This window comes from Companilactobacillus paralimentarius (assembly GCF_963227125.1).
In the GTDB taxonomy this organism is placed as follows: Bacteria; Bacillota; Bacilli; order Lactobacillales; family Lactobacillaceae; genus Companilactobacillus; species Companilactobacillus paralimentarius.
Genome location: NZ_OY724131.1, coordinates 2,598,350 through 2,623,526, shown reverse-complemented (window position 1 = coordinate 2,623,526; position 25,177 = coordinate 2,598,350). Strand labels below are relative to the sequence as shown.

The window sequence follows — 25,177 nt, the reverse complement described above, 5'->3', positions numbered from 1 at the left end:
GATATCGGTTTCTGATGTCATGCATACAAGCGAATAAATTGACTTCACAAGGAAGATTTTGAATAATCGCAATGTAAGTAAATAACAAGAAGAAAGTAGGAGAATACTATGTCTTCACACCAAGCTTTATTAGTTATTGATTATACGAACGATTTTGTTGCTGACAAGGGTGCTTTAACTTGTGGCAAACCGGGTCAGGAGATTGAACCTAGAATCTTTGATTTGGCTGAAAAAATGTATCAGGATGGTGATTGGATTTGGTTTCCAACTGACGTTCATAAACCTAATGATATTTATCATCCAGAAACTAAATTATTTCCAATTCATAATGTACGTGGAACTTGGGGCCGTGAATTGTACGGCGGAATTAAGGATTGGTACGATGCACATAACGATGGTGAAAAAGTAAAGCTATTCGATAAGACACGTTATAGCGCCTTCGCAGGAACTGATTTGGACCTACGTTTACGGGAGAGAAAGATTGATACTTTACATTTAGTTGGTGTCTGTACAGATATTTGTGTTTTACACACTGCAGTCGATGCTTATAATTTAAATTATAAAATTGTGGTACACGAACAAGGCGTGGCCTCATTCAATCAGGCCGGTCATGAATGGGCTTTAAATCATTTCAAGAATTGCTTAGGTGCAGAAGTCGCTAAATAGAAAAGAGTGGACTATAACATCTTCAGATTTCAAATATTGAGAAAAATAAGGACAAGTAATCATACTTTGATTACCTGTCCTTATTTGTTTTAAGGTTTAACATCATTTTTAAGTTCTTTTTCAGTTAAATATTCATCTGTTTGACTGCCTAAGAAAAGAGGAACTTTTTCCTCTACGACATCACTAAATTCCAAACCGAACCAAAGGGATGGTGAAATTGTAATGTTTTGTAATAACAATCTTCCACCAATCAAGAGACGATCGAGATTATTCATTTGTTCCTGAGCGCCTAAGTCTTGGAACTGTTGATTCTGAATAATGAATTTGAAAGAACCAACATGACGGTTAGGAACCATTGAATAGTTTGGCGTTTGATCATCAATAATATGTTTCCTGATTAAGGCGTTAATGATTTGTCGAATGTAAATATTAACGTGTTGTGACTTTTTGAAACCAAGGTTCAATTGAATGTTAACAACGTTACGAGTATGCATCATATCAACCGTGTAATTGCATTCATACGGTGCATTGGTTTGGTTAACCGTTATGAACCAATAAACCCGAGCACGTTTGGGTGTTTGATCCAAGATTGAGTAAATGACGGACCGTTTGATTGTGTAATCTTCACCTAATTTAATCATGTAAACAAGATTAGTAGCGTAAGTTGGGATTGAAGAATCTTTACTCAATTTCTCCAGTTGAGGAAGGTAATCGAGTAAAGAAACATTTTCACTTTCAGCTAGGTAAGCATCACGACGTTTATTTCCAAAGTACCAAATAATCATGATGGCTAAAATAGCACAAGTAATAATGACTGTCACATAGCCACCGTGAACGAATTTTATCAAACTAGAAAGCAGGAATAATCCTTCCAAAGCAATGAAGAAAACCATGAAAACATTAGCAAAATGACGATGATTTTTCATAATTAAAAATTGATGTAGTAAAACTGTTGTCATTAACATTGTCAAGGTGATAGCTAGTCCGTAAGCTGATTCCATATGTTCGGAAGAACCAAATCCCCAAACAATACCAATCGTTATAGCGCATAACATCCAATTGATGGTACCAATATAGAGCTGACTTTCAAACTTACCAGGAAATTTTACTTTTAAACGAGGCAGAATTTTCAAACCGATAGCTTCCTGAACTAGAGTAAATGAACCTGTGATTAGAGCTTGCGAGGCAATGATGGCGGCCATTGTAGCTATGATAATGGCAAAAACTTTGAAATCTGCTGGCAACATTTCGTAAAACGGATTGATACCAGAAATATGGTTATAAGCTTTATTTTGATAATTATTAATAATCCAAGCAGCTTGTCCAAAGTAATTTAACATCAACATTGCATATACGTAAGGCCAAGTAGCATAGACGTTATGCTTACCAACTTGTCCCATGTCAGCGTATAGTGCCTCAGCACCAGTAGTTGCCAGGAAGACGCTGCCGAGAATGAAGATGCCAACTTTATTGACCGGACTAAAGAGTACTTTGATTGCATAAATAGGTGACAAAGCCTTTAAAACAGAAAGATCATTAGTCAAATTTAAAAATCCAGCAATACCAATAAAACTAAACCAAATAAACATGATGGGGCCAAATGATCGTCCAATTCGATCTGTTCCGGATTCTTGAATGATAAAGATAGTTAATAATATCACTGTAACAATAATTAAAACCGATGATTGTTTACTAGAGAATACGATATTACCAAACTGTTGACCTTTGATACCTTCAATCGCTGAAGTTACGGTAACAGCTGGAGTTAAGGTTCCGTCCGCTAGAAGAGCGGAGCCACCAATTAGGGCTGGTATGATTAACCATTTTCCCTTAGTACGAACTAAGGCGTAAAGAGCAAAGATCCCACCTTCTTCATTGTTATCAGCCTTCATAGCAATTAAAACGTATTTGATAGTGGTAATGAGCATAAGTGTCCAAAAAATTAATGAGACACTGCCTAAAATATATTCAGGTTTAGCATCTGCCATAGTACCGGCATCGTTTATGATTGAGTTCATAACATAAAGAGGTGAGGTGCCAATATCGCCGTAGACGATACCAAGGGTAATCAACATGCCCAATAAGGAAAATGATGACTTTCTCTTCTCCATAGTTATTGCTCCTTTTTAAAATGAATATTTTTATATTTATAAACTATTCATTCGCTAATATACCCCCATTATAATTATAATTGTTAGAATAATAATTATAAATTTTAACGCTTATTAATAAATGTAAATTGGTATACATGAAATAAATATAGTAATATAATACTCAAAGTAATATAATACTCAAAAAATAGAGAGGGAACTACTAAATAAAAGGAATGTGATAATTATGACACTTGATTTTATGGTTTTAGCAATCATGTTGGTTTGGATAATGGTTCCCGGAATTGCGGTGTTTTACAGTGGCTTTGTACCGGAAAAAGATGTTAATCGGATTCTTTTTAACAGTTTTTTAATGTTTGGTATAGCTGGATTATTATGGGTGGCAATTGGATTCTCAGCTTCCTTTGAAGGCAATTTCTTAGGTATTATTGGTAACTTTAAACATCTTTTCTTATCAGGTATAGACTTATCGTCTACCTTTGGAACTACAGGTTTACCAACTTCAGTTTATTTACTCTTTCAGATGATGTTCGCGATTCTAACACCGGCGCTTTTCCTTGGTGCTGTAGCAAGCAGAGCTCGGATTAAATTCATTGTTTTGTTCGTTATTTGTTGGTCACTGTTGATTTACTATCCATTGGCTCATATTGTTTGGTCACCTAGTGGTTTCTTAGCTCAATTAGGGGTTTTGGATTTTGCTGGTGGAACAGTCATTCATATTGATGCCGGAATTACAGCAATGATTTTAGCCATTATGTTACGTGAGCCTTATAAATATAACAATGAGCATGCAAAAGGTAATACAATGTGGATCTTGATGGGAACAGTTCTACTATGGATCGGTTGGTATGGATTCAATGCTGGTAGTGCTTTGCAATTGAATAATCAAGCACTCAATGCTTTCTTTACAACAACAATAGCTGCCTGTTCAGCACTAATAATGTGGATTATTCTGGAAGATAAATATAAATCTCATGTGACTGTTAATGGAATTTGTACTGGTAGTATTTGTGGTTTAGTTGGTGTTACGCCGGGAACTGGTTACGTAACTATTTGGGGAGCTTTTATCATTGGAATTATTTCCGCAATTGGTAGTTTTTACTTTATGAATTATCTAAAATACAAATTACATTTAAATGATTATCTAGATATCTTTGGATGTCATGGTGTTAGCGGTATTATTGGTTCCATCGCAGTAGGATTGTTTGCTACTAGATCGGTTAACCATAACGTTATAACTAATGGCCTATTTTATGGCGGTGGTATTAAAATATTGAGCATTCAAATTTTAGGCGCCGTTTTTACCATTATCTTCGTATCAATTATGGCAATAATCATCATCGTGACTTTGAAGAAATTATTTAAAAATAATATTGGAATTAAAAGAACTATTAATAACTAATAACTAAAAAATACGTGTTGAAGAGAACTAAGAAGTTCAATTCAACACGTATTTTTATTTGTGAGGGTGTCTAGTAGAACGATTTTCTTGTGCTTGTTTCTCTGCCTTTAGGGATTGAATTTCATTTTCAATTTCGCTTAGAACTTCAATCTGCATTTTTTGAATATCCAAAATATGGGGCCATTGAACTTCGTTAAGCTGATCCATTTTCTTATGAAGTATCCGAATTTCCATTTCTGATTTGGTATTAGTACGATAATCATTTTCAGAATCGAAACGATCACGATCGGCTTGTCTGTTCTGACTCATCATGATGATAGGAGCTTGTATAGCAGCCACACAGCTTAAAAATAAGTTCAGTAGTATAAATGGATAGGGATCAAAATTAACGCCAAAGAGATGCACTATATTGATTGTCATCCAAAGGATGATAATTATTGAGAAGGTAATAATGAATTGCCAACTACCACCGAATTTAGCAACTGCATCGGCCATTTTTTGACCACGAGTCCTTTTTCCGTAAACGGTATCGTTGATATTCTTGATAACATAAGTATCTTTTTCAAGTTCTTTTTGGAGTTGATCGGACATTTGATGATCTATCTTCAGATCTTGATCAATAGTGGTTTGCATTCTATCAATACGTAATTTTTGCAAATCTTTCAGGCAGATGAAGGAGGATTCCTTCGCGTATTTATTAGTTTGTATTACTTGTTCCTTTAAGAGGTCACTTAAATCTCTCAAAAATAATCCTTCCGTAATTGTGAAACGATTGCCACAGATAGCACATATTTGATTCTTCTTGATTGCCATAATCTACACATCCCTTGGAGTTATTCACGGTCAGTATATTATTCGCTTAGGTGCAAAGCAAAAAAAATAAGCTGGATTCCTTTTAGAATCAGCTTATTTATATCTATAATTATTGTCCTTAGCAATATAGTGGAAACGAGTTCCACAGGTCAAATTCCTGCGTTTTGCCTGACTTCGTAAACTCAGAATCTAATCGGCTTGTTCCACTCTCTTACTAGATAGTTCCTTTTCTAATTGCTGTCTTCAATCCGGCTATTTCCATGATTCCTCTATCTGCTGATAGGTGTTTCAATAATGATGCAATTGAACCCTTAAATTTGAAGTTCTTGCCTGTTATTTCGGCAATACCATGATTTTGACCTAATGAAGCTACGGTACCCATTGATTTGTAAACGAATGGTTTCAAATCTTTACCGTTTAAAGCTGCAGCAATATTAAAAGCTGCTCCGGCTCCTTCAGCTGTGGCTAATTGTCCTGTTGTTGGATATGGACGTTTTTCACCTTTAGGGATAATAGCAGAATCGTCACCGATAAAGTATGCTTCTGGATGTGCTTCTAGGTTGAGGAATTCAGTTGTCATAACACGGTTTCTTCTAGCCTCAATGCCTGAATTTGTGATAACGTCACTACCACTAACACCGACTGTCCAAAGAATTGTACTTCCTTCAACACTCTTTTCTGTGTCACCATCCATATAGATAACAGCTTGCTTTTCAATCTTCTTGATTTTTGCACCAGTCAAGAGTTTGATACCATTTTTGTCTAGATATTCAACGGCGTAACTAGCAAGATTCTCATCGAACATTGGTAGGATTCTTGTTGCCATTTCTAGACATGTTACTTTGATTTCTGGTACGTCATATTTGGCTTTAAGAATTTTTACTGTATCAACTAATTCACCAAGAATCTCTACTCCAGTAAAACCGGCACCGCAGACGATGATACTGAGGTCTTTAGGATCTTGTGATTCTTTATAATTAGCAATATTTTTATTAATTGTCTTATAAATGTTTTGTGCTGATTCCAAATCTTGAAGGATCAAGGCATTTTCACTAGCACCTTCAAGTCCGAAGTCTTCTGAACGGAATCCTAAGGAAACTACGATATAGTCATAAGTAATGTCCTCGTGGTCTGAGAACTCAACCGTCTTATTGTCTAAGTCAAGCTTAGAAACAGTTGCCTTGATGAAGTTAACATTTGAAGGTAGAACCGAACGAATATCAAAACTAATTGCATCAGCACGATTAGTGCCGGCTGCGATAGTATGCAAAGCAGTTTTTTCTACATGCTTGTCATTTTTATCGATTAAATCAATTTGTGTTCCTGCTGGAGTGCTTTTGGCCAAATCACGTGCAGCTCTTAAGCCACCGTAACCAGCTCCTAGTACTAAAATGTGTGCCATAATTAACCTTCTCCTTCTATTTCGAAATTAAATGTTTACGTTATCATTATATCTCGTACATTGATTTAGTGGTAACTATAAGGTTAGAGAGGATTCTTACTAATAGAGTGTTTAAGGAAAAATGGTGAGATGATCGTGATTAAGATAACGCTGATGATTACAGCGGAATAATATTCTTCCGATAGCAACTTGGCACTAAATCCTATTTGACCAATAATTAGAGCCATTTCACCGCGGGAGATCATCCCAGAACCAATGACGTAAGAATCTTTCAAATCAAATCCTGACAATTTGGCACCAAAGCCGGCTCCGAATAATTTTCCAATGACACCTGTAATGGTGAAGAATACGATCAACCAGAAATCTTTAAGGAAACTACTAAATTCAAGATTGAGACCAATACTAATAAAGAAAACAGGAATAAAAATACTGTAACCTATGGCTTCAATATTACTTCCAATTTTTTCTTTGTAGTACTTTGAATTAGAAACGGCAATTCCGGCCACGAAAGCTCCTAAAACAGCATCCAATTGAACCTTGTCAGCAATATAGGCCATTACAAAACAAATTACTAACGCAAAAATAGTTGGTGCTTGGGTGGCCTCAATGTAATCCGCTAAGTGAATTATTTGAGGTATGACCCATTTGTGCAAAACAACAATTAAAACACCAAAGAGGACCCAAAGTCCTAGCAGCATTAAGATTTTTTGCATAGAGAAAGCGCCAGTTAAAGTTCCTGACATAACACTCAGAATAGAAATAGCTAAGATGTCATCAACGACTGCAGCACCTAAAATAACGGTTCCCGAAGCACTAGATAAGTAGTTGAGACTCTTGAGTACTTCAACTGAGATTGAAACTGATGTTGCCGCGAAGACAACGGAAATAAAAATACTTTCCTTAAAGTTAATACCAAAGATTAGTGAAGTTATTAAAGTCAAAGCTACTGGCAAGATAACGCCAAAAATGGCTACCGTAATACTGGGTACAAGATGTTTTTTTAGTAATTTTAAATTACTCTCCAAACCAGCCAAAAACATTAATAAAATAACACCAATTTCGGCAAATAAATTAACATCGTTATCAGCTTTAACGACGTTTAAAACACCCTTACCTAAAATAACGCCCAAAATTAATTGCCCGATAACAGCAGGTAAGTTCAGACGATTGAAAATGTGGCTAACAACTAATGTGAGAAATAACATCAATGCGAGCAGAGTTATGAATTCCATATCGACCTCTATTCTTTTTTGACGCCATTGATAAAAATATTGATAACAGTATTCAAGTTAGCAATATTACGCTTCCTTTTGGCATCGTTATATTCAATGTAAGGCAGTAACATTGTTAGAAAAGTTCCAACTTGAACGGGAATGGCTAAGTCAGAACGTAGTTCGCTTTTATGTGATTGGAAAATGTTGAATAACACCTTATAGTAACCGCCATCCCAGTTATTATTGATGCTTGTTCGTTCCTCAACGGTAAAGAAATTTTCAATATCATTTCGCATAATGAAATAATTGACTCTAAAATTCTCTATCATATATTTTGACATATGAAGTAACAAATCTTCAAATGGCAAGTCTTTTTGTTGACTATACTCCTCAAGTAAATTCTTACTAAAATTGTTGACTGAGTACTCAATGGCTTTGATATAGAGTACTTTTTTGTTTTTGTAATAGTGATACATGTTTGGTTGAGTAATATTTAATTCCTGAGCGATCTTACGCGTAGATGTGGCTTGATATCCTTGTGAAAGGAACATTTTGGCAGCGACTTGTAAAATAGCATTCTTAGTATTCTCAGCTTGTTGATCCCGTACATTCATTTTTATAACCCATCCCTTAATCTATTCGTCTAACATTATATCTTAATATTTGTCGCTTATCATGTGATGACAGTTGAACTATTTTTTGTAATAAAAAATGCCAGAACCACACAAGATTCTGACATTGAGTTATTATTTTTTATCTTTAACAATATAGATAGGGCGCTTTTTGACTTCGAGAAAAATTTTGCCGATATATTCACCAAGAATACCGATACTTAGCAGTTGTATTCCACCGATAAGAAGAACGATGGAAACAATTGAGGCCCAACCATTTACGCTGCTAAGAGGATTGATGATTTTTCGGATAATAATAGCGATGATGGCTAGAATTGAAGTGATTGAAAAGATAGTTCCCATCCAAGTAGCAAACATCAAAGGACCTTCAGAGAAATCAACAATACCAGTAATAGCGTACTTGAATAGTTTCCAAAAATTCCAAGAAGTGTTACCGGCTACACGTTCACGGTTCTTATAAGGTAGATACTTAGTTTTAAAACCAACCCAACTGAAAATACCCTTAGAGAAACGGTTGTATTCAGTCATTGATTTGATGGCTTCAACCATTTGCCGAGTCATCAAACGATAATCTCTAGCGCCAGGAATAATTTTAGTTTGAGACATTTTATTGATGAGCTTGTAAAAACTATTGGAGAAGAAGGAGATAATCTTATTTTCTCCTTCACGATCCATTCTGGCAGTACCAACGCAATCGTATTCTTTCTCTTCTAGGAGATCGAACATTTCAGGTAACATTTCTGGTGGATCCTGTAAATCGACATCCATAACGGCGACATATTCACCAGTTACTTCATTAAGACCAGCATAAAGGGCAGCTTCCTTACCGAAGTTTCTGGAGAAGGAGATGAAATGAACTTCGTCACTGTGGTCCTGTTGTAGGTCTTTCAAAATAGAGTAGGTTTTATCTTTAGAACCGTCATCGATAAACCAATATTCGAATTTGAATTTGTTAGTCTGATCCTTGATTTTTGTCATTGCGTCATAATAAATATTAATAGATTCTTGTTCGTTAAAACACGGAACAATAATAGATATAGTTTTCATAATGTTTTTTCCACTTTCACCAGATTATAAAAGATATGTGATCATAACAAAAAGATCAAATCCATTTAGTATGAATTTGGTCTTTTCACAATTAAACGGAGAGATTGTGGATGTAAGCTGATTCCTGAGACAACTTTTAAGAGAGGGTATAATGAATAAATCGTCTCTCAAAAGGAAGGAATTTTTACATGCCAACTCGTTACGACAAAGAATTCAAACAAAACATCATCAACCTATATAAGCAAGGCGAATCAGCTGCCCAACTGGCCAGAGAATATGGCATTGGCTATTCAACCGTTCATAAGTGGATCCAGGGCCAAGCCAAAACTCAATCCGGTAAATCGCCAGACGAAATTAAAGCGATGGAAAAGCGGCTGGCTTCCCTGTCTGAGGAGAACGAAATCCTAAAAAAAGCCCTGGGCTTCCTTGCGCAGAAGTAACCAATATTTTTGATTACATTCACCAAGAAAGCCATCACCACCAGGTAACTAAGATGTGCCGAATCCTCGGTGTTTCCAGAGCTCAGTATTATCGTTATCGATCCCCAAAGCCTTCAAAACGCCGGGCCGAAGATGCGGACTTAAAACAACGGATTCTGCGGATCTTTGCGGAATTTAAGCAGCGATACGGTGTTATGAAGATCCACCATGAATTGAATCTGGAACTTCAACCACTGCAGCGTCGGTGCAGCCCAAGACGGATTTCCCGGCTCATGAAGGAACTGGATATCCACTCCGTTACCGTCAATAAATGGAAAGCGGCTTCGGCTTCCAAAACCAAGGTTGAACAGCGTCCCAACTTGCTTAAGCAGGATTTCTCGACCACTGGTTTAAATCAAAAATGGACCGCTGATATGACCTATATTCAAACGAAGCGTAATGGCTGGTGTTACTTATCAACCATCATGGATCTGCACTCAAGACGAATTATCGGCTATTCATTCTCAAAAAAGATGGATACTGATTTAGTCTTAAAGACCCTGGAAAGCGCGGTTAAAAATCGAACCATTACTGGGGACCTGATTATCCACACAGACTTAGGATCACAGTACACCAGCGATGATTACAACCAACGGTTAACAGAACTACATATCCGCCACTCTTACAGCCGTAAGGGGTGTCCATACGATAATGCACCAATGGAATCTTTTCATGCTTCCCTCAAAAAGGAATGTGTTTATCCAGTGCCGGTCTTTGAGAATTATGAAACTGCCGCTGCTGTCCTTTTTGAATATGTGCATGCTTTCTACAATAGGAAGAGAATTCATAGTTCACTGGGCTACCAGACCCCCTTACAAGTTGAAATCGCAACACTTGCGAGCCAAATGGCCGCCTGATTTAATGCTTTCCAGGGTTCAAATAAGTTATTAATCACGATTAATGATTTATTTGAACCCTGGAAGGTAAACGCGGTTCTGAATGTCTCTTAAAACCTGTCTCAAATATTGACTTCAATCCATTGTGTCTATATCACACATTCATACTGTAGTTACAGTCCCCCAAAAAATATTAAACTTTTAATGATTCAGGTAATGATAAAGTACCGTTACTTGCGGTGTTGATCACACTGACACTGATATCACGGTTGGTCTTACTTTCGATAGCATGTAAATCATCCTCAGTTTGAACGAATAGTTCGATGATATCCTTTTGTTCGTCTAGCAACTTGATTACATCGTCGATCCTCTTGGCGACGTTTTGAAGAAGTGGAACAGTGTTTTTACTGTCAATTTCGTTAACACTAACAACTAGTTGATATAAGAGATCGGAATGGTTACCGACGAAAACAGCATTCTCTGTGTTTGGTTCAACACTCTTTAACCACCAAGTGATCAATTCTGATTTTTCGTTGAAATCATGTTCTAGTAAACCATTTTTATCAAATAATTGGTAACTAACAGGCTTGTTCTTTTCAAAGATAACTGTAAGAACAATTGAACCATCAGTGCGGTAGAAGTTTTGTTCTGACAATTCTTTATTCTTATTAAAACTTTGTGTTGAAGACAATTGGCCTTGAGTATTATAAATATTGGTTTTTACAACTTGATCATTCTTGTAGTAATTAATACGATCAATGATTTCCTTGTCAAAGTATTCCGCAGTCATCAATAGATTTTGTTTCTTGTCATAGATGAAAACATCTTGAGTTTCGACATCGGTTCTAGTTACCCAATCGCTACTATCGGGGATTGCCACGCGTTTGCCATCAGGATTATCACTCTTTTGTAATTGATCAAATAAGTTCACAACGTTTGGAATGGCAATGTGTTGATCTTTGGCTTTCTTATCAATAATTTCATGAACATGATTGTTGTAGAAAGTTGATACAACAGTAACGGGTTTTTGTAATTTAGATTCGAGATAATTGACCATACCGAATAAATCATTTTTTGCAGTATCAGAATCAAAATCGTCAGCCGTTACGTAATATTCTTTGTCTTTATCCAAATAGACATCACGTACTAGATATGCTGAATGGAAAACATCTTTGATATATTTACTCAAGTAGTCGATATTACCGTTAACATCGGCTAGTTCATCATCGATCTTCTTGTGTTCCTCATCAAGGCTTTGAATATGACGTTCCAAGCCAGCAATAGTCTCAATACGGTAATTGTGATCGTTCTTCATTTGATCATCAATATTACGAGCCTTTTGTTGTAAGTTGACGATTTCTTTATTAATGTCACCGATTTGGTTATTCAAGTCAGCAGCTTTACTATTTAGGTTAGCAATATCTTCTTGGGCAGAATTAATCTGTTCCTTGAGTTTCTTACGTTCAGCATAAAGAGTATCGATTGATTCTTTTTGCTTTTCCATGAGGACCATCATCTTTTGAAGATCTTTTTCTTCTTTGATGGAAGTAGACATGTCAGTTTCAGATTGTTCATTTTTTGCAAGATTTGTTTGAAGCGTTTCCAAACTTGCTGTCTTTGTGTTAATCTCGGTGTTAAGGTCATTTAACTGTTCTTGTAATTCACTGAGTTTTTGTTCTTGTTCTTTACGGTCAGCGTTCACAACGGCTAAATGTTCTTTAGCGGCGTCATCGTTTTGAGCTTTAGTATCAGCCAATTTTTCGGTTGATTCTTTTTCATCACGTTTTAAAGTTTTAAGATAATTGTCTAGGGTTTCTTTCTTAGCTTCAAAATCATCTTTTTCAGAGAAAAGGTTCGTCTTTAAATCATTTCTTAATTGAGCATATTGATGTGATAAATCATTCATTTGCTCTTCGATATTTACGCGCTTGTCATGAACTGACATAGGAAGTTGTTCCTCTTTTTGTTCATTTTCCTTAGCAACCTCAGTCGACTGATTGTCAGTAGATGCTTGAGATTGAGCGGAATTTTGGTCGCTTTTAGGAGAATCTGGAACCGTTTTATCGGCCTCTGGTTTCTCATCAATCTTGCGTAGCATGTCTAAAAATTTCACGAATCAATTCCCCCATAAAAAGACTTATAATAGTTACTAAAGAGTAGCATTTTTTTATATCGGTGTAAAGTTTGATATAAAGCTATTTGTAGAGAATACCTAGACCAAAAAAGGAGAGTTTTTGTATGAAGATTATGGCTATAAACGCAGGTAGTTCAACTTTGAAATGGAAACTTTTTGAAATGCCTGAGAAAAAAACAATTGCTTCAGGAATGATTGATCGTTTGGGAACACCTAAGTCAATCTTTAAATTAAAGTATAACGGTCAAAAGATTCAACGTGAAGAAGCTATTAAATCCAACGATATTGCCGTCCTATCAATCTTGGATGCCTTAAAAGATATGAAAATAATTGAAAAATTTAGTGATATTGTAGCCTTCGGTCATCGTGTCGTTGCTGGTGGAGAGTATTTCAAAAAGTCAGAAATTATTACTGACGCAAATTTGAAAAAAATTCAAGAATTGGCTGAATACGCTCCGTTACATAATAAAGTTGAAGCTTATTATATTGATGTTTTCAAAAAGTTGGTTCCTAAAGCTATTCAAGTAGCTGTTTTTGATACGTCATTCTTCGTCGATATTCCCGAAACAAATTATTTATACAGTGTTGATTTGGAAGATTATAAAAAATACCATGTACGCCGTTATGGCGCACATGGTACGAGTCACCGTTATATCGCCCAACGTTTGAATGAAATCGTTGAAGGTGGTATCGATGATAAAAATGTTATTATTCTACATTTGGGTAGTGGTGCTTCAATTAGTGCAATCAAACATGGTAAAGCCTTCGATATTTCAATGGGATTCACTCCATTAGCGGGTATCATGATGAGTTCCAGAAGTGGTGATATTGATTTCTCAATCATTCCTTACTTGATGAAGAAATTAGGAATTAAAGATGTTTCAGAGATGATCGATATTTTAAACCACAAGTCTGGTTTATTAGGAATTTCAGGTGTTTCACCAGATATGCGTGATATTGAGGCTGTAGAGGATACTAATACACGTGCCAAGTTATCTTTGGAAATGTATCGTAATCGTATTCTCAAATTTATTGGTTCTTATACAGCTGAAATGGGTGGTGTTGATGTTATTGCCTTTACAGCCGGAGTTGGTGAAAATTCAACTGAAGTTCGTGGAGATATTATGAGCGGACTTGAGTATATGGGACTTAAAATCGATAAAGAAAAGAATAAGCAAAACGGTGCCGAAAATAGAATTACAACCGATGATTCCAAGGTCACAGCCTACACAATTCCAACTAATGAGGAATTGATGATTGCTCAAGATACTTATGGATTTGCCAAATTACTTGATTAGAAATTAAAGATTACACCGAAAATAAATGTAACTGTCTCTGCCAAAGTGATCAGTAACAGATTCTTAATGATTAAGGGGAAGGTTTTCTTCTTAATTGGATTCTGACTGAACGCTTTGGCATTTTTGTACACTACGGGAGTTATTAGAAAAGTTAATAACATCAATTTAGGTAATAATCCCAAGATAACTGAACAAACTAAAGCTAAGTAACCGAGAACGTAAAGTGATTTGAGAATGAAAATTGAATTAGTTTTGCCTAGATAGTAAACCAGTGTTTTACGACCCAAATTGATATCCTCTTGTTCGTCAGCAATATTGTTTGCTAACAAGAGATTTGAAATGGCAAAAACAGTTAACAGTGATGAAAGTAAAGCGTCACCGTAAAATTTAAAATTCAAAATGACATCAGGGTTGTGGACTACGTTGATGTAAATGGCAATTAAATAAATAACGTATCCCATAGTAAAACCAGAGAAGAACTCTCCTAATGGTCCACGGTTAATAGGCCAAGGACCACCAGCATAACAAAAGCCAACGGCAAATGAGAATAATCCTAGATATAATAAGGGCAAACCTGTCCGATAAACGATGAAAAGACCAATGATGGCGGCAATTGCACTGAAAGAAAAATCTAGCCAGCCAACTAAATGGATATTGAGATGGTTAACACCGATAACGTTAGTTTGACGACGAAAACTTTCATCACCAGTAGCGTTTTTATAATCCCAATAATTATCATTGATATCGACAGCCATATTGAAAAGAAACATAGCGATAAAAAATAGAATCAAATCAAGAGCGTTAATAGAATGCCAGTGATAATATGAATACAAAGTCCCCATCAAAAAGGGGAAGACACTAGCGGTCTTGGCTTTTATTTCGACAAGCTCGAAAAATACTGAAGGTTTCACAGAAATCATTCCTTTGGATTTGATAAGTTCTATTATAGAATTATTTTGGAATACAACAAAGCGATACAGGGGTAATAAATATTTTATGGCGAACTCAATTTGGAAAAGCTATCCTCAACTAGGGGAGAAATTGGACTTAACGACAGATTACATTCATCAAATGGTGAAGATAAATAATCTCGACATCAGTTCAATGATTATAGATTTAACTTCAGGTGGCAAAATGTTGCGTCCAGCCTTTTTCTTGTTATTCAGTGAATTTGGTAATGAGAAAAAATCAACGACAGATTTGATTCCATTAGCGGCATCGTTAGAAATTTTACATGTCGCTACTTTGATTCATGACGATGTGATTGACGATTCGCCAATGCGCAGATCACAGCCCACGATTCACACTAAATATGGTCGTAGAAATGCCATTTATGCTGGCGATTATTTGTTTACGATTTATTTTGAACTAATATCCCAGAATTTGGTAAAAAACACTGATATACTGCGTAATGCATTAAGTATGAAACGCATCTTGATTGGTGAATTAGATCAAATGTGTATTAACTTCAATGTCAAAGCAACTACTGATATGTATTTAAAAGAAATCTCTGGTAAAACCGCGGAACTATTCAGTTTAAGCGCTACCATGGGAGCCGTTGTCAGTGGTGGAGATCAGGAATTGGTCAAACGTTGTAAGGAGATCGGTCACGATATTGGAATGGCCTTTCAAATAATCGATGATATCCTTGATTTCAGTAGCTCTTCAGAGACTGGTAAGCCAGTTCATGAGGATCTGCGTAATGGTGTCTATTCATTGCCATATATTTTGGGCTTAGAGTCCGGTAATAAAGATCTGATTGCAATTTTGTCAAAAGAAGAGTTAACTGATTCCGACGATGAAAAGGCTACTAATATAGTAATTGATGACGGCTATTTAAATCATGCTAAGGAAATTGCCCGACAATTTACACAACATGCTTTAGAAGAAATTGGCAAATTACCTAAAAACACTAGTCGCCGTGTTTTGACAGAAGTAGTTAAACAATTAGTTAATCGAATCAAGTAGTATAGGGAGAAAGTAATGAATCAAGATAAAAAGTTGGCTTTAATTGAACAAGTGAACGGACTGTTAGGAGATCTGAATAAAACTGTTGAATCCAATAATGAGGTTAAAGCTCTTATTCAAACAGCTTATAACAGTATCAACAAGCCAGAAAAGACAACTCAAAAATATAATGAAATCTCTGATGCCATTAGAGAAATGAATGGAACTATTCAAGAATTGGCTTTAGAAAAGAAATATCAATTTAGTACGGAACAAAATGATATTATCAACAAACTAAGAACTCTTTCACGAGAACCAATGTCTCAAAAGGGTATTGGAACTATTAATGGTGCTGTTTGGTAGACCAGTCCTCCACAACAATAAAACTTGGCTGAGCCAGTTTTATTAAATATAGTCATTGTAAATTTAAAGAATAAATAAGAACGACCCCTACTAAAAGCTTCAAGTGCGCATAGCTTGAATACTTAGTAGAGGTCGTTTTTTATTAGAAATTTTCATTAAAAAAGTGTAACGTTATAACGATTATAATCCTTGATCCATCTGATAAAGATCACGGAAATGCTGATTATTTTGATAAAGCTCTTTTGGTGAACCTTGCATTTCAATTTCTTTACTATTGATAAAAACAATTTGATCAACATGGTTAACGCCCTGTAAATGATGTGTGACCCAAATAATGGTCTTACCTTTTAGAACTTCAAAAATAGTCTTTAATAAATCATTTTCGGTAATTGGATCTAGTCCAACGGTAGGTTCATCTAGTAAAACGATTGGAGCGTCTTGCAATAAGATACGTGCTAAAGCGATTCTTTCTTGCTCACCGCCAGAGAAATGTGAACCGTTCTCACCAACGATGGTGTTGTATTTATCGGGTAATGATTCAACTAAATCTTTTAATCCAACACGTTCCAAAGCTTTTTTAACTTCAGCATCAGAGCGATTCTCGTTACCCAAACGAACGTTATTCATCAAAGTAGTATTGAATAGAAATGGTTTCTGATTTAGTACGGAATAGATTTTTTCTCGGTTCTTTTGAATCTTATTAACGTCCATACCATTGATAGTGATTTGGCCTTTTTGAGGAAATAGATCACCAAGAATCAATTGTAAGATGGTTGTTTTACCAATACCACTAGGGCCTAAGAGAGCTAACTTCTCGCCACGGGTAATCGTTTGTGAGAAGTTCTTAATTAAAATAGGTGAGTCAGAGTCATACTCAAAACTAACGTTATCTAACTTTAATTCTTGAAAATCTTCTGGCTTTAAATCGACTTGCTCAGGTAAGCGATTTTGAATTGGTTTGAGTGTGTTTAAACGAAGAATGGAATCCTTATAGAGTGGCCATTCTTCAAATCCTTGACTGACGGGAATAATGGCATCTGATAGTGGAAAAATAGCTAAAACAACGGCTGAAACGAAGTTAGCCTGTTCTTGATTATGTGTCATCGTTAAGTTAGTAAAGATTAAAAAACAAACAGCTAAGGCGACGAAGAATAACTGTAAGGCAAAGTCACGATTGCGTCGGAAAGATTTAGACTTGTTTTTTGATTTATCCAAATCATCGATATTTTTAGTGGTTAAGTTTTGAAAATCTTTTTTACGACCAGAAATAATCCAGTCATCGACACCCATAATATTATCAGTCAATTGAACATAGAGGTCACTTTTAACTTGTTTCTGATAAGCTCTTCTGGCGCTTTCAATTGTTACAGAGAATAGCGGAACTAGAAAAACTTCAACAAATAGTAATAAGAAAACGAAAAATCCAAAGGATGGGTTGAAGATTCCTAAAGCAATTGAAGCAATGATTGTTACTAAATAAGCGATAACAGCGGGAAAAATAGTTCTTAAGTATAAGTTTTGTAAGTGGCTGATATCTTCGGACAAGAGCCCCATGATATCACCTGTTTTGTGGTGTTCATTGAAGAAGGAAGCATCACTTTCAAGAGTTTTGTAAAGTCTAGTTCTTAAATCTGAGGTAACTCGTAAAACCCAATTGTGACTTTTTAGTCTTTCAATATATTTGAAGACAGGGCGTCCGATACCAAAAGCTCTTGTTAAAAGAATTGGTACGTAAATTAAAAGAATATTGACTGGGTGAGTAGCAGCTTTATCAATTGTATAACCAGAAGTGAACATTAAAGCCGCAGCACAAAAGGACGTTAGTAGTCCTAGGAGAAGAGCAGTAATCAAAAGTCCTTTGTACTGTTTGATATAAGGTTTGACCCAAGTGTCATGTTTGAATGTTTTAAAAAAATTCATAGTTGATCACCCCGCATATTCTTGATTAGTTGTGAATAGGCACCGTTATGACTACTTAATTCGTTAGGAGTGCCCTGTTCAGCAATCGTTCCATTATCCATAACGACGACATAATCCATTTCTTTGATCCAATGCAGACGGTGAGTAGCGAAAATCACTAAATGATTTTGGAATAGCTTTTCCATTGGTTTTTTGAGAGCATATTCAGTTTCGATATCCAGATGAGCTGTTGGTTCGTCGAAAATTAAAATGTGACGATCATTGGCTAAGAAAGCACGAGCCAACATGATACGTTGTTGTTGACCACCAGAGATACCACGTCCACCTTCACCAATGAGTGTTTGGTATCCATCATTAAGAGTAGCGATAAATTCATCTAAACCAGCAGCTGAAGCGGCTTGTTCAATTTCTTTTTGGGAAGCGTCAGGACGGTAAAAAGAAATGTTTTTAGCAATAGAACCAGCAAATAAATAAGGATCTTGTGGCAAGAAGGTTAATTTGTTCTGCCAGTTGCTTTGTTTGAAGTTAGCGGTTTTTTCCTGGTTGATTTTAATGTCGGCTTTTTCAGGTACAATAAAACCACCAATAGTACGAATTAAAGTTGTTTTACCAGAACCAGATTTACCGATAACACCAACCTTTTGATAACCATGAAGGCTCAATTTATCAATATCTAGGCTAACTTCATTTTGACCGGTCCCATTGTATGAGAATTGCAAGTTTTGAATGTCAACTTGTGAATTCTGATTCCAATCAAAAGCCTTCAATTCGGTACTTTCAGATTTGCTTGGACGTTCTAAAATTTCGAAAATAGAATTTAAAGCATTCTTACCATTCAATGTAGCGTGATAGTCTCCAGAGAAATCCCGTAATGGTAAAAAATATTCGGGAGCCAAAATCAAAGTTACTAAGGCTGGGAAGAGTGGAAAACTGTTATTAATTAGTCCTAGACCAAGGAAAACGGCCAAAATAGCGATACCTAATGTAGTTAACCAATCGAGAGCAAAAGTCGATAAGATGGCAATTCTGAGGGTATTCATGGTCCGACGACGATATTCATCACTAACTGTGTAAATATTTTTAGCATAGCGCTTACTTAGACCCAACATTTTTAGAGTTGGTAGCCCTCTTAAGGCATCTAAAAAGTGATTTGAAAGAATCGTATATTGCTTATATTGAGAATCAGCTTTGGCTTGGGCAGCCAAACCTAGGATAATCATGAAGAGGATTACTAGAGGAACAATGATCGTTAGAGTAATTCCTGAAGCAATATTTTGCATGTAAATATAAATTAATAAAACAGGTGGAATGATAGACATGTTCATCATTTTAGTAAAAATCAATTTGAAATAATTTTCGACTAAATCAATCCCATCAAGTGAAGAGGTAACTAAATTGCCAGTACCTTCGTCAGAAATCATTTCAGGTCCAGCTTCGTAAACTTTGTCTAATAACTGAGAACGGATATTTTCGGAAGTTTTACTAGCGTAGCTTTCAACAATTTTAGTATTAATTAGTGTAAAAAAGTGTCTTAAAATAAAAGCAATTGCAAACAAGATCATCGGATTAATGATGGTCTGTAAAGATTTTTGTTCCCACGAATTAACTAATGCTTCTGCTAAATACTTACCTTGGAATAAAATAACAAATGCTTGCAAGAAAGTTAATCCTGCAAGCATTAATAGAAGCTTTTTTGTTCCTGGTAAGCGAAATAAACGCTTATCAATCATTAATATTTCACCGCATTTTCCCTTGGATTTATTCTCTTTGTAAATAGAGAGTACGACCAGATGAAGTATATAGCCACAATTGGAACCAAGATACATGCAACAATTGTCATAATTGTTAATGTATATTGTGAATTAGCGGCATTTTTAATTAATATACTGTGTGCTGGATTTGTAGCAATCATGACACGTGGGAATAGTCCGTTGAACAATAAGACGATGACCATGCTGAGTGATAAACCACTACCAACAAAGCTCCAGCCTTCTCTATCCTTTAGAACTCCATAGTAACCTAATAGTGAGAACAAAACAATTAGAGCTGTGATAAGAAAAGATGATACAAATCTCTTGGTAAAGAAGTCTGTTTGTAAAAATACAAGAACAGCAAAGACAACTTCACCTAAGAAAAGAATAGGATATAAAATTTGATTTAATTTACGAGCACGTTCACGTAATGGTCCTTCGATTCTTAATCTGATGAAGTTGAGACCATGAACAAGTGATAGAAGTACACCTGCAACACCACCGACAACAGATAATAGATTAACAACGTCGAAGAATTTAGGAAAGGCATCGCCATTAGCATTAATGGGAACACCTTGCACCATACTTAAAAGAATCATACATAAGAAGAATGGTGGGATGATACTGCCTGCAAAGAATGCCCACATCCATAAGTTTTTACCAGTTCTAGTTTCAGCATGCTTGTGGAATTCAAATGAAACACCACGAAGAATTAAACCTACTAGGACTAATAAGAAGAGGATGTAATAACCTGAGAATAAGGTTGCGTACCAGAGTGGTAGTGAAGCAAACATTGCACCACCAGCAGTTACTAACCAAGTCTCGTTACCGTCCCAATGAGGGCCAATAGTTGACATTAAAGCAGCTCTCTCTTGTTCATCTTTAGCTAGGAATCTAGTTGACATTCCAACACCAAAGTCGAAGCCTTCAAGAAAGAGGAAGATTGAAAACAGGAGTCCGATTATGATGAACCATAATGTACTTAGAGTCATTTTCCAAAAGCCTCCCTTGCAAATGGATCAACGTTTTGCTTGGAATCGACTTCCTCATAATATGGTCCATGATGAAGTGTTTGTCTGCAATACCAAACCATAACGCCACCCAAGAGTGTAAATAGTAAGAAGTAAACAATATTACTGAACAATAGACTAGCAACAGTTGAAGTTGGTGAAACAGCTTGAGCAATTGTGAATAGTCCATAAACAATCCAAGGATAACGACCAAATTCAGTAATAAACCAACCGGCAGAGTTACCAATGAATGGTAGCCAGATAGCAATACCAAGAACAACTAACATCCATTTGTGATTTTCGATTGTGTCTTTCTTCTTACGTGAAAAGATCAATCCAACTAGAGCAATCAGCATAACCAAGGCATCAATACCAGTCATAACTCTGAAACTCCAGAATAAAGTCTTAGGTGGGACAAAATAGTTCATGTCCTTACCAAATTTCTTGTCATATTTAGCATGTAGTTCTTTGTTAATGGAATTCATACCTTTAACTGAACCACTGAGTTTGTGATAAGCCAAGATACTTAAAACGCCCGGAACTTCAATCTTGCCACTTGCCTTATGATCTTTAGCATCGATCAACTCGACAATTGTCCAAGGTGCGGGATCTTTAGTATCTTCGTAGATACCTTCAGTGGCAGCAAATTTCATTGGTTGATCTTTGATAATTTGTTGCGTTTGAAGATCACCAGCACCGGCAGAAAGAAGTGCAAAAATTAAACTAGCCCATAGGCCAAAGCGCAATGAAGTCTTGAAGAAGTGATTTTCATCTTTCTTCTTATGTAGAAGACCCCAAGCACTCATACCAGCGATAACTACAGCGGCAGTCATGAAGGCAGCTAAAATAACGTGTGGGAAGACCTTCCAAAGTTGAGGATTTCTAACCACAGCACCGAAATCTGTTAATTGAATTCGATGTGTTACGTTATTGATTTTGAAACCTGTAGGATGTTGCATGAAACTGTTGGCGGCCAAGATCCAAATAGCAGAAAGCATGGTACCAATAGATGTCATCCAAATCATAAATGCATGAACACCTGGTCTGAAACGATCCCAAGTAAACATCCAAATTCCGATGAAAACTGATTCAATGAAGAAAGCAAGAAGAGCTTCAATAGCAAGTGGGGCACCGAACACATCACCCATAAAACGTGAGTATTCAGACCAATTCATACCGAATTGGAACTCTTGAATAATACCGGTAACTATACCAACGGCAAAACTTAGAAGAAAAATTTTCCCCCAGAACTTTGCCATATCTAAATAAACTTTGTCCTTTTTAACGGCATAAATAGTTTCCATGATAGCGACTAAAAACCCCATTCCGATTGAAAATGGAACGAAGAAGAAATGGAAAACTGTTGTCATCGCAAATTGAAAACGAGCCAAAGAGACAATGCTTAAACCCAAAGTAAGCATGGTAAAAACCTCCTTAGAACATAGAATAAGAACCCTAATATACAGATTTATCATATGATTAATTAATATTATAAGCAACCAATTTGGCTTGTGAAAAAACGGTTCCATCGTTGGAAACAATGACATAAATATAAAATTAACAAACGATTATTGCTCAAATAAAAATTCATATATAAGATAATATCCTAATTAAAATATAGTCCTTTGAAATCGTTTTTATCATCATTATTGGCAAGATTTTTTTACGAAAAGAAGTCAGCTTTGGCCACTCAACGTTATAACGATAACTAATTAAAATAAATTGAACAATTAGTAAGGCATTGGATGTGATTTCAGAGTAAATTTTGATAATTTGAAGAAAAGAAAGGAGAACATAATGGACTTAAATCAAATATTGAGAAAAAAAAGAAAAGAACACCATTTTACTCAAGAGCAATTGGCGGAGAAACTGTTAGTTTCACCAAAAACAATTTCTAATTGGGAAACGGGTAGAACTTTTCCAGATATTGAGAGTTTAATTAGAATTGCCAAATTGTATAACCTTTCTTTAGATAATTTATTAGTGGAAGGATCTGATGTTGTGAAAGATATTGAGAAAAAAACACGATTAGCAGTTTTAAAAAGATATGTTTGGATGCCAAGTATTTTGAATATAATTTTAATTTTAGTGGTATCGCAACAGAAATTTTTAGGAAAATTATCTGGATTAACGACTGGTTTGATTTTAGTTAGTATCGCATTGAATGGGGGAATTATTTTTTATTTTTCCAATGAACTTAGTAATGAAAAAGGCGAGAAACCGGAATTTCAAAATAAACAGCAAGTGAAAGGCTTGATTATTTTCACGATTTTATTCGTTGCTTCAGTAATAGTTGGTTATATCATGAAATATCGAATCTAACAAAAGAGAACCATGCTAAGACATGATTCTCTTGTTTTTTATAAAGTTTTATCTATAAAAGATTGACTGGCGTTTGTTGCAAATTTCCAAAATAACTCGACAATTTTGGAATCGTTATCGTGTTGTTTCATAAATACTAGCTGACTATTGATTTTAGGCACAAGTGGTATGACCTTAATGTTATCAAAACCGGTAAGATCGAATGACTTATTCATTACTATTGAAATTCCTGTACCTTGATTAAGCATTTCAAGGATTAAATCAATTCTTTGACCGTTATAAGTAACACGGGGACGTAAGTGCATACTTTGGAGGGTAGTATAAAGAGGATTATTTTTGCTTATGGTATTACTTAATAGTAATAGAGATTCTTTTTTTAGCATATCAGGAGTAACGTAATTTTGATTTGCTAAATGACTATTTTGGGGCACTAGTACTACAAATCTATCCAGTTCATTCACTATCACATCATAAGAAGGGAAATCATTGTCAAAAATTCTCGTAAATACTATATCGACGTTCTTCTGATCAAGTGAATGTTCCAACTTATCAACGTTTTCTTCACTAAATTGCAATCTTATTTTGGGATAACGTTTGGCAAAGTCAGTTATGATGTGAAATGCTCGATATTGGGATAAAGAAGGTAGCCCTTGGATAACTAAAGGACGTTCTTCTAACCAAGCTTCACTTTCAATTAGTTGATTCAATTCGGCTTCTTTTTCCAAAACATCCTTCACTTTAGGTAAAATCAATTTGCCAACTCGGGTTAATTTGATTTGGCGATGGGCTCGCACAAACAATTTAACTTTCCATTCTTTTTCCAGAATCATAATGTATTTTGAAATTGTTGATTGTGATAAAAACATTCTTTGAGCAGTTAGACTGTAGTTCTGTGTCTTTGCCAGATCAAGAAAAACTGCTAGTTTTTTAGTATCCACCATATGCCCCTTAACTATTATTATTCTGAATAGTTTAACACTAAAACAGAATTGCTCTTTGTTTTGCCAGTTATTAGACTTTTACTTGTGATTATATTTTATTAAATGCAAGGAGTCTTTCTATGCCAATCGGGATTATAACAAATGTATGTGCCATTCTTTTCGGTGGAATTGCCGGAGCTTTAGGCGGTGAAATAATGTCGGATAGCTTTAAAGAAGGTCTCAATATGACTTTCAGTCTCTGTTCGATTTGTATGGGAATTTACGCAATCGCCCCTATGAAAAATTTAGCAGCCGTTGTTTTTGCGGTCATACTTGGAACTAGTCTGGGGATTATTTTTCATTTAGGAAAAGCTATTAATCGTGGTGCTCAAGGAATGCAACATTTTATTTCGAAATTTATCAACGCACCATCTGAAATGGATCAACAAACTTTTGAAACAACATTAGTAACTGTGATTGTACTGTTTTGTGCAAGTGGTACAGGAATCTACGGTACTCTCACAGAAGGAATTAACGGAGATGCAACTATTTTGATATCGAAATCAATTCTTGATTTTTTTGCTGCTGTTATTTTTGGTGCCAACTTAGGAGCGGTAGTTTCATTAATAGCTGTTCCGCAAATCATTATTTTAATGATAATATTTTCTCTTGCTAACTTCATTGTTCCATTAACTACACCGGATATGATTCTTGATTTTAAAGCCACTGGGGGAGTTTTGATGTTAGCCAGTGGTTTTCGAATTACGAAGATTAAAATGTTCCCAACCGCGGATATGATTCCTATTATGGTGGTTATTATGCCAGTCTCGTGGTTATGGACTAATATTATTTTGCCATTGATTCATTAAATTAAAAAAACACCAATTCAGCTAATGAATTGGTGTTTTTT

At 35.6% G+C, this 25,177-nt stretch carries 22 protein-coding genes; 9 read left to right on the top strand and 13 right to left on the bottom strand.

Annotated elements, in window-relative coordinates; all coding sequences use genetic code 11:
• Window positions 1–108 precede the first annotated feature (108 nt).
• A complete protein-coding gene (locus ACI6PB_RS12890) occupies window positions 109–666 on the top strand; it encodes a cysteine hydrolase family protein (protein ID WP_025086038.1) in 558 nt (185 codons plus the stop codon).
• Between the two features lie 89 nt (window positions 667–755).
• Here ACI6PB_RS12890 and ACI6PB_RS12885 read toward each other — a convergent pair whose 3' ends face one another.
• Window positions 756–2,777 carry a KUP/HAK/KT family potassium transporter gene (locus ACI6PB_RS12885; protein WP_025086037.1) on the bottom strand — a complete coding sequence of 674 codons (2,022 nt, stop codon included), beginning with the start codon at window positions 2,775–2,777 and terminating at the stop codon, window positions 756–758.
• Window positions 2,778–3,003: 226 nt separating this feature from the next.
• Here ACI6PB_RS12885 and ACI6PB_RS12880 point away from each other — a divergent pair, with 226 nt between their 5' ends.
• Entirely contained in the window at window positions 3,004–4,179 is a 1,176-nt protein-coding gene (locus ACI6PB_RS12880; RefSeq protein WP_025086265.1) for an ammonium transporter, read from the top strand.
• A gap of 54 nt (window positions 4,180–4,233) precedes the next feature.
• On the opposite strand, the gene ACI6PB_RS12875 is transcribed toward ACI6PB_RS12880, so the two are convergent.
• From ACI6PB_RS12875 to ACI6PB_RS12855, 5 genes are all read right to left on the bottom strand, one after another.
• Entirely contained in the window at window positions 4,234–4,992 is a 759-nt protein-coding gene (locus ACI6PB_RS12875) for a DUF1003 domain-containing protein (protein ID WP_025086264.1), read from the bottom strand.
• A gap of 214 nt (window positions 4,993–5,206) precedes the next feature.
• Window positions 5,207–6,394, bottom strand: a complete 1,188-nt coding sequence (locus ACI6PB_RS12870; protein WP_025086263.1) for an NAD(P)/FAD-dependent oxidoreductase — start codon at window positions 6,392–6,394, stop codon at window positions 5,207–5,209.
• An 83-nt stretch (window positions 6,395–6,477) separates the two neighbouring features.
• Complete coding sequence (locus ACI6PB_RS12865) at window positions 6,478–7,626, bottom strand: cation:proton antiporter (RefSeq protein WP_025086262.1); 1,149 nt, start codon at window positions 7,624–7,626, stop codon at window positions 6,478–6,480.
• 8 nt (window positions 7,627–7,634) lie between these two features.
• The gene (locus ACI6PB_RS12860; RefSeq protein ID WP_056955856.1) at window positions 7,635–8,222 is read right to left on the bottom strand and encodes a TetR/AcrR family transcriptional regulator; all 588 of its coding nucleotides are present in this window, start codon (window positions 8,220–8,222) and stop codon (window positions 7,635–7,637) included.
• A gap of 132 nt (window positions 8,223–8,354) precedes the next feature.
• Complete coding sequence (locus tag ACI6PB_RS12855) at window positions 8,355–9,287, bottom strand: glycosyltransferase family 2 protein (RefSeq protein ID WP_025085519.1); 933 nt, start codon at window positions 9,285–9,287, stop codon at window positions 8,355–8,357.
• 188 nt (window positions 9,288–9,475) lie between these two features.
• On the opposite strand from ACI6PB_RS12855, the gene ACI6PB_RS12850 reads away from it, so the two are divergent.
• Together ACI6PB_RS12850 and ACI6PB_RS12845 are read left to right on the top strand one after the other, a co-directional pair.
• Window positions 9,476–9,727 (top strand): IS3 family transposase, encoded by a 252-nt coding sequence (locus ACI6PB_RS12850; RefSeq protein WP_002816285.1) that lies wholly within the window; start codon window positions 9,476–9,478, stop codon window positions 9,725–9,727.
• Between the two features lie 5 nt (window positions 9,728–9,732).
• Window positions 9,733–10,623 carry an IS3 family transposase gene (locus tag ACI6PB_RS12845; protein WP_309511209.1) on the top strand — a complete coding sequence of 297 codons (891 nt, stop codon included), beginning with the start codon at window positions 9,733–9,735 and terminating at the stop codon, window positions 10,621–10,623.
• Window positions 10,624–10,795: 172 nt separating this feature from the next.
• On the opposite strand, the gene ACI6PB_RS12840 is transcribed toward ACI6PB_RS12845, so the two are convergent.
• Entirely contained in the window at window positions 10,796–12,715 is a 1,920-nt protein-coding gene (locus ACI6PB_RS12840; RefSeq protein WP_025085520.1) for a hypothetical protein, read from the bottom strand.
• Window positions 12,716–12,840: 125 nt separating this feature from the next.
• Between ACI6PB_RS12840 and ACI6PB_RS12835 the strand changes: the two genes are divergently transcribed.
• The gene (locus ACI6PB_RS12835; protein ID WP_056955857.1) at window positions 12,841–14,034 is read left to right on the top strand and encodes an acetate/propionate family kinase; all 1,194 of its coding nucleotides are present in this window, start codon (window positions 12,841–12,843) and stop codon (window positions 14,032–14,034) included.
• On the opposite strand, the gene ACI6PB_RS12830 is transcribed toward ACI6PB_RS12835, so the two are convergent.
• Window positions 14,031–14,945 carry a 1,4-dihydroxy-2-naphthoate polyprenyltransferase gene (locus ACI6PB_RS12830; protein ID WP_025085521.1) on the bottom strand — a complete coding sequence of 305 codons (915 nt, stop codon included), beginning with the start codon at window positions 14,943–14,945 and terminating at the stop codon, window positions 14,031–14,033. The two genes, ACI6PB_RS12835 and ACI6PB_RS12830, sit on opposite strands and share 4 nt — an antisense overlap.
• Before the next feature lie 85 nt (window positions 14,946–15,030).
• Between ACI6PB_RS12830 and ACI6PB_RS12825 the strand changes: the two genes are divergently transcribed.
• Window positions 15,031–16,002: a polyprenyl synthetase family protein gene (locus ACI6PB_RS12825; RefSeq protein ID WP_025085522.1), complete on the top strand. Its 972-nt coding sequence runs from the start codon at window positions 15,031–15,033 to the stop codon at window positions 16,000–16,002.
• 15 nt (window positions 16,003–16,017) lie between these two features.
• Complete coding sequence (locus ACI6PB_RS12820) at window positions 16,018–16,344, top strand: bacteriocin immunity protein (protein WP_025085523.1); 327 nt, start codon at window positions 16,018–16,020, stop codon at window positions 16,342–16,344.
• Window positions 16,345–16,524: 180 nt separating this feature from the next.
• Here the strand turns inward: ACI6PB_RS12820 and cydC are convergent, their stop codons facing one another.
• Genes cydC through ACI6PB_RS12800 form a run of 4 tightly spaced genes read right to left on the bottom strand, consistent with a single transcriptional unit; the run spans window position 16,525 to window position 22,446 of the window.
• Complete coding sequence (gene cydC / locus ACI6PB_RS12815; RefSeq protein WP_404327545.1) at window positions 16,525–18,264, bottom strand: thiol reductant ABC exporter subunit CydC; 1,740 nt, start codon at window positions 18,262–18,264, stop codon at window positions 16,525–16,527.
• Complete coding sequence (gene cydD / locus ACI6PB_RS12810; RefSeq protein WP_404327544.1) at window positions 18,261–19,994, bottom strand: thiol reductant ABC exporter subunit CydD; 1,734 nt, start codon at window positions 19,992–19,994, stop codon at window positions 18,261–18,263. Before cydD ends, cydC begins: the two co-directional genes overlap by 4 nt.
• Entirely contained in the window at window positions 19,994–21,007 is a 1,014-nt protein-coding gene (gene cydB, locus ACI6PB_RS12805) for a cytochrome d ubiquinol oxidase subunit II (protein WP_056955858.1), read from the bottom strand. Before cydB ends, cydD begins: the two co-directional genes overlap by 1 nt.
• Complete coding sequence (locus ACI6PB_RS12800; RefSeq protein WP_404327543.1) at window positions 21,004–22,446, bottom strand: cytochrome ubiquinol oxidase subunit I; 1,443 nt, start codon at window positions 22,444–22,446, stop codon at window positions 21,004–21,006. The genes cydB and ACI6PB_RS12800 overlap by 4 nt, the downstream gene beginning before the upstream one ends.
• Before the next feature lie 376 nt (window positions 22,447–22,822).
• Between ACI6PB_RS12800 and ACI6PB_RS12795 the strand changes: the two genes are divergently transcribed.
• Window positions 22,823–23,347 (top strand): helix-turn-helix domain-containing protein, encoded by a 525-nt coding sequence (locus ACI6PB_RS12795; RefSeq protein ID WP_404280800.1) that lies wholly within the window; start codon window positions 22,823–22,825, stop codon window positions 23,345–23,347.
• A gap of 38 nt (window positions 23,348–23,385) precedes the next feature.
• Here the strand turns inward: ACI6PB_RS12795 and ACI6PB_RS12790 are convergent, their stop codons facing one another.
• Window positions 23,386–24,285, bottom strand: a complete 900-nt coding sequence (locus ACI6PB_RS12790) for a LysR family transcriptional regulator (protein ID WP_309510610.1) — start codon at window positions 24,283–24,285, stop codon at window positions 23,386–23,388.
• A gap of 122 nt (window positions 24,286–24,407) precedes the next feature.
• On the opposite strand from ACI6PB_RS12790, the gene ACI6PB_RS12785 reads away from it, so the two are divergent.
• Window positions 24,408–25,136, top strand: a complete 729-nt coding sequence (locus ACI6PB_RS12785; protein WP_404278820.1) for a DUF554 domain-containing protein — start codon at window positions 24,408–24,410, stop codon at window positions 25,134–25,136.
• Window positions 25,137–25,177 lie beyond the last annotated feature (41 nt).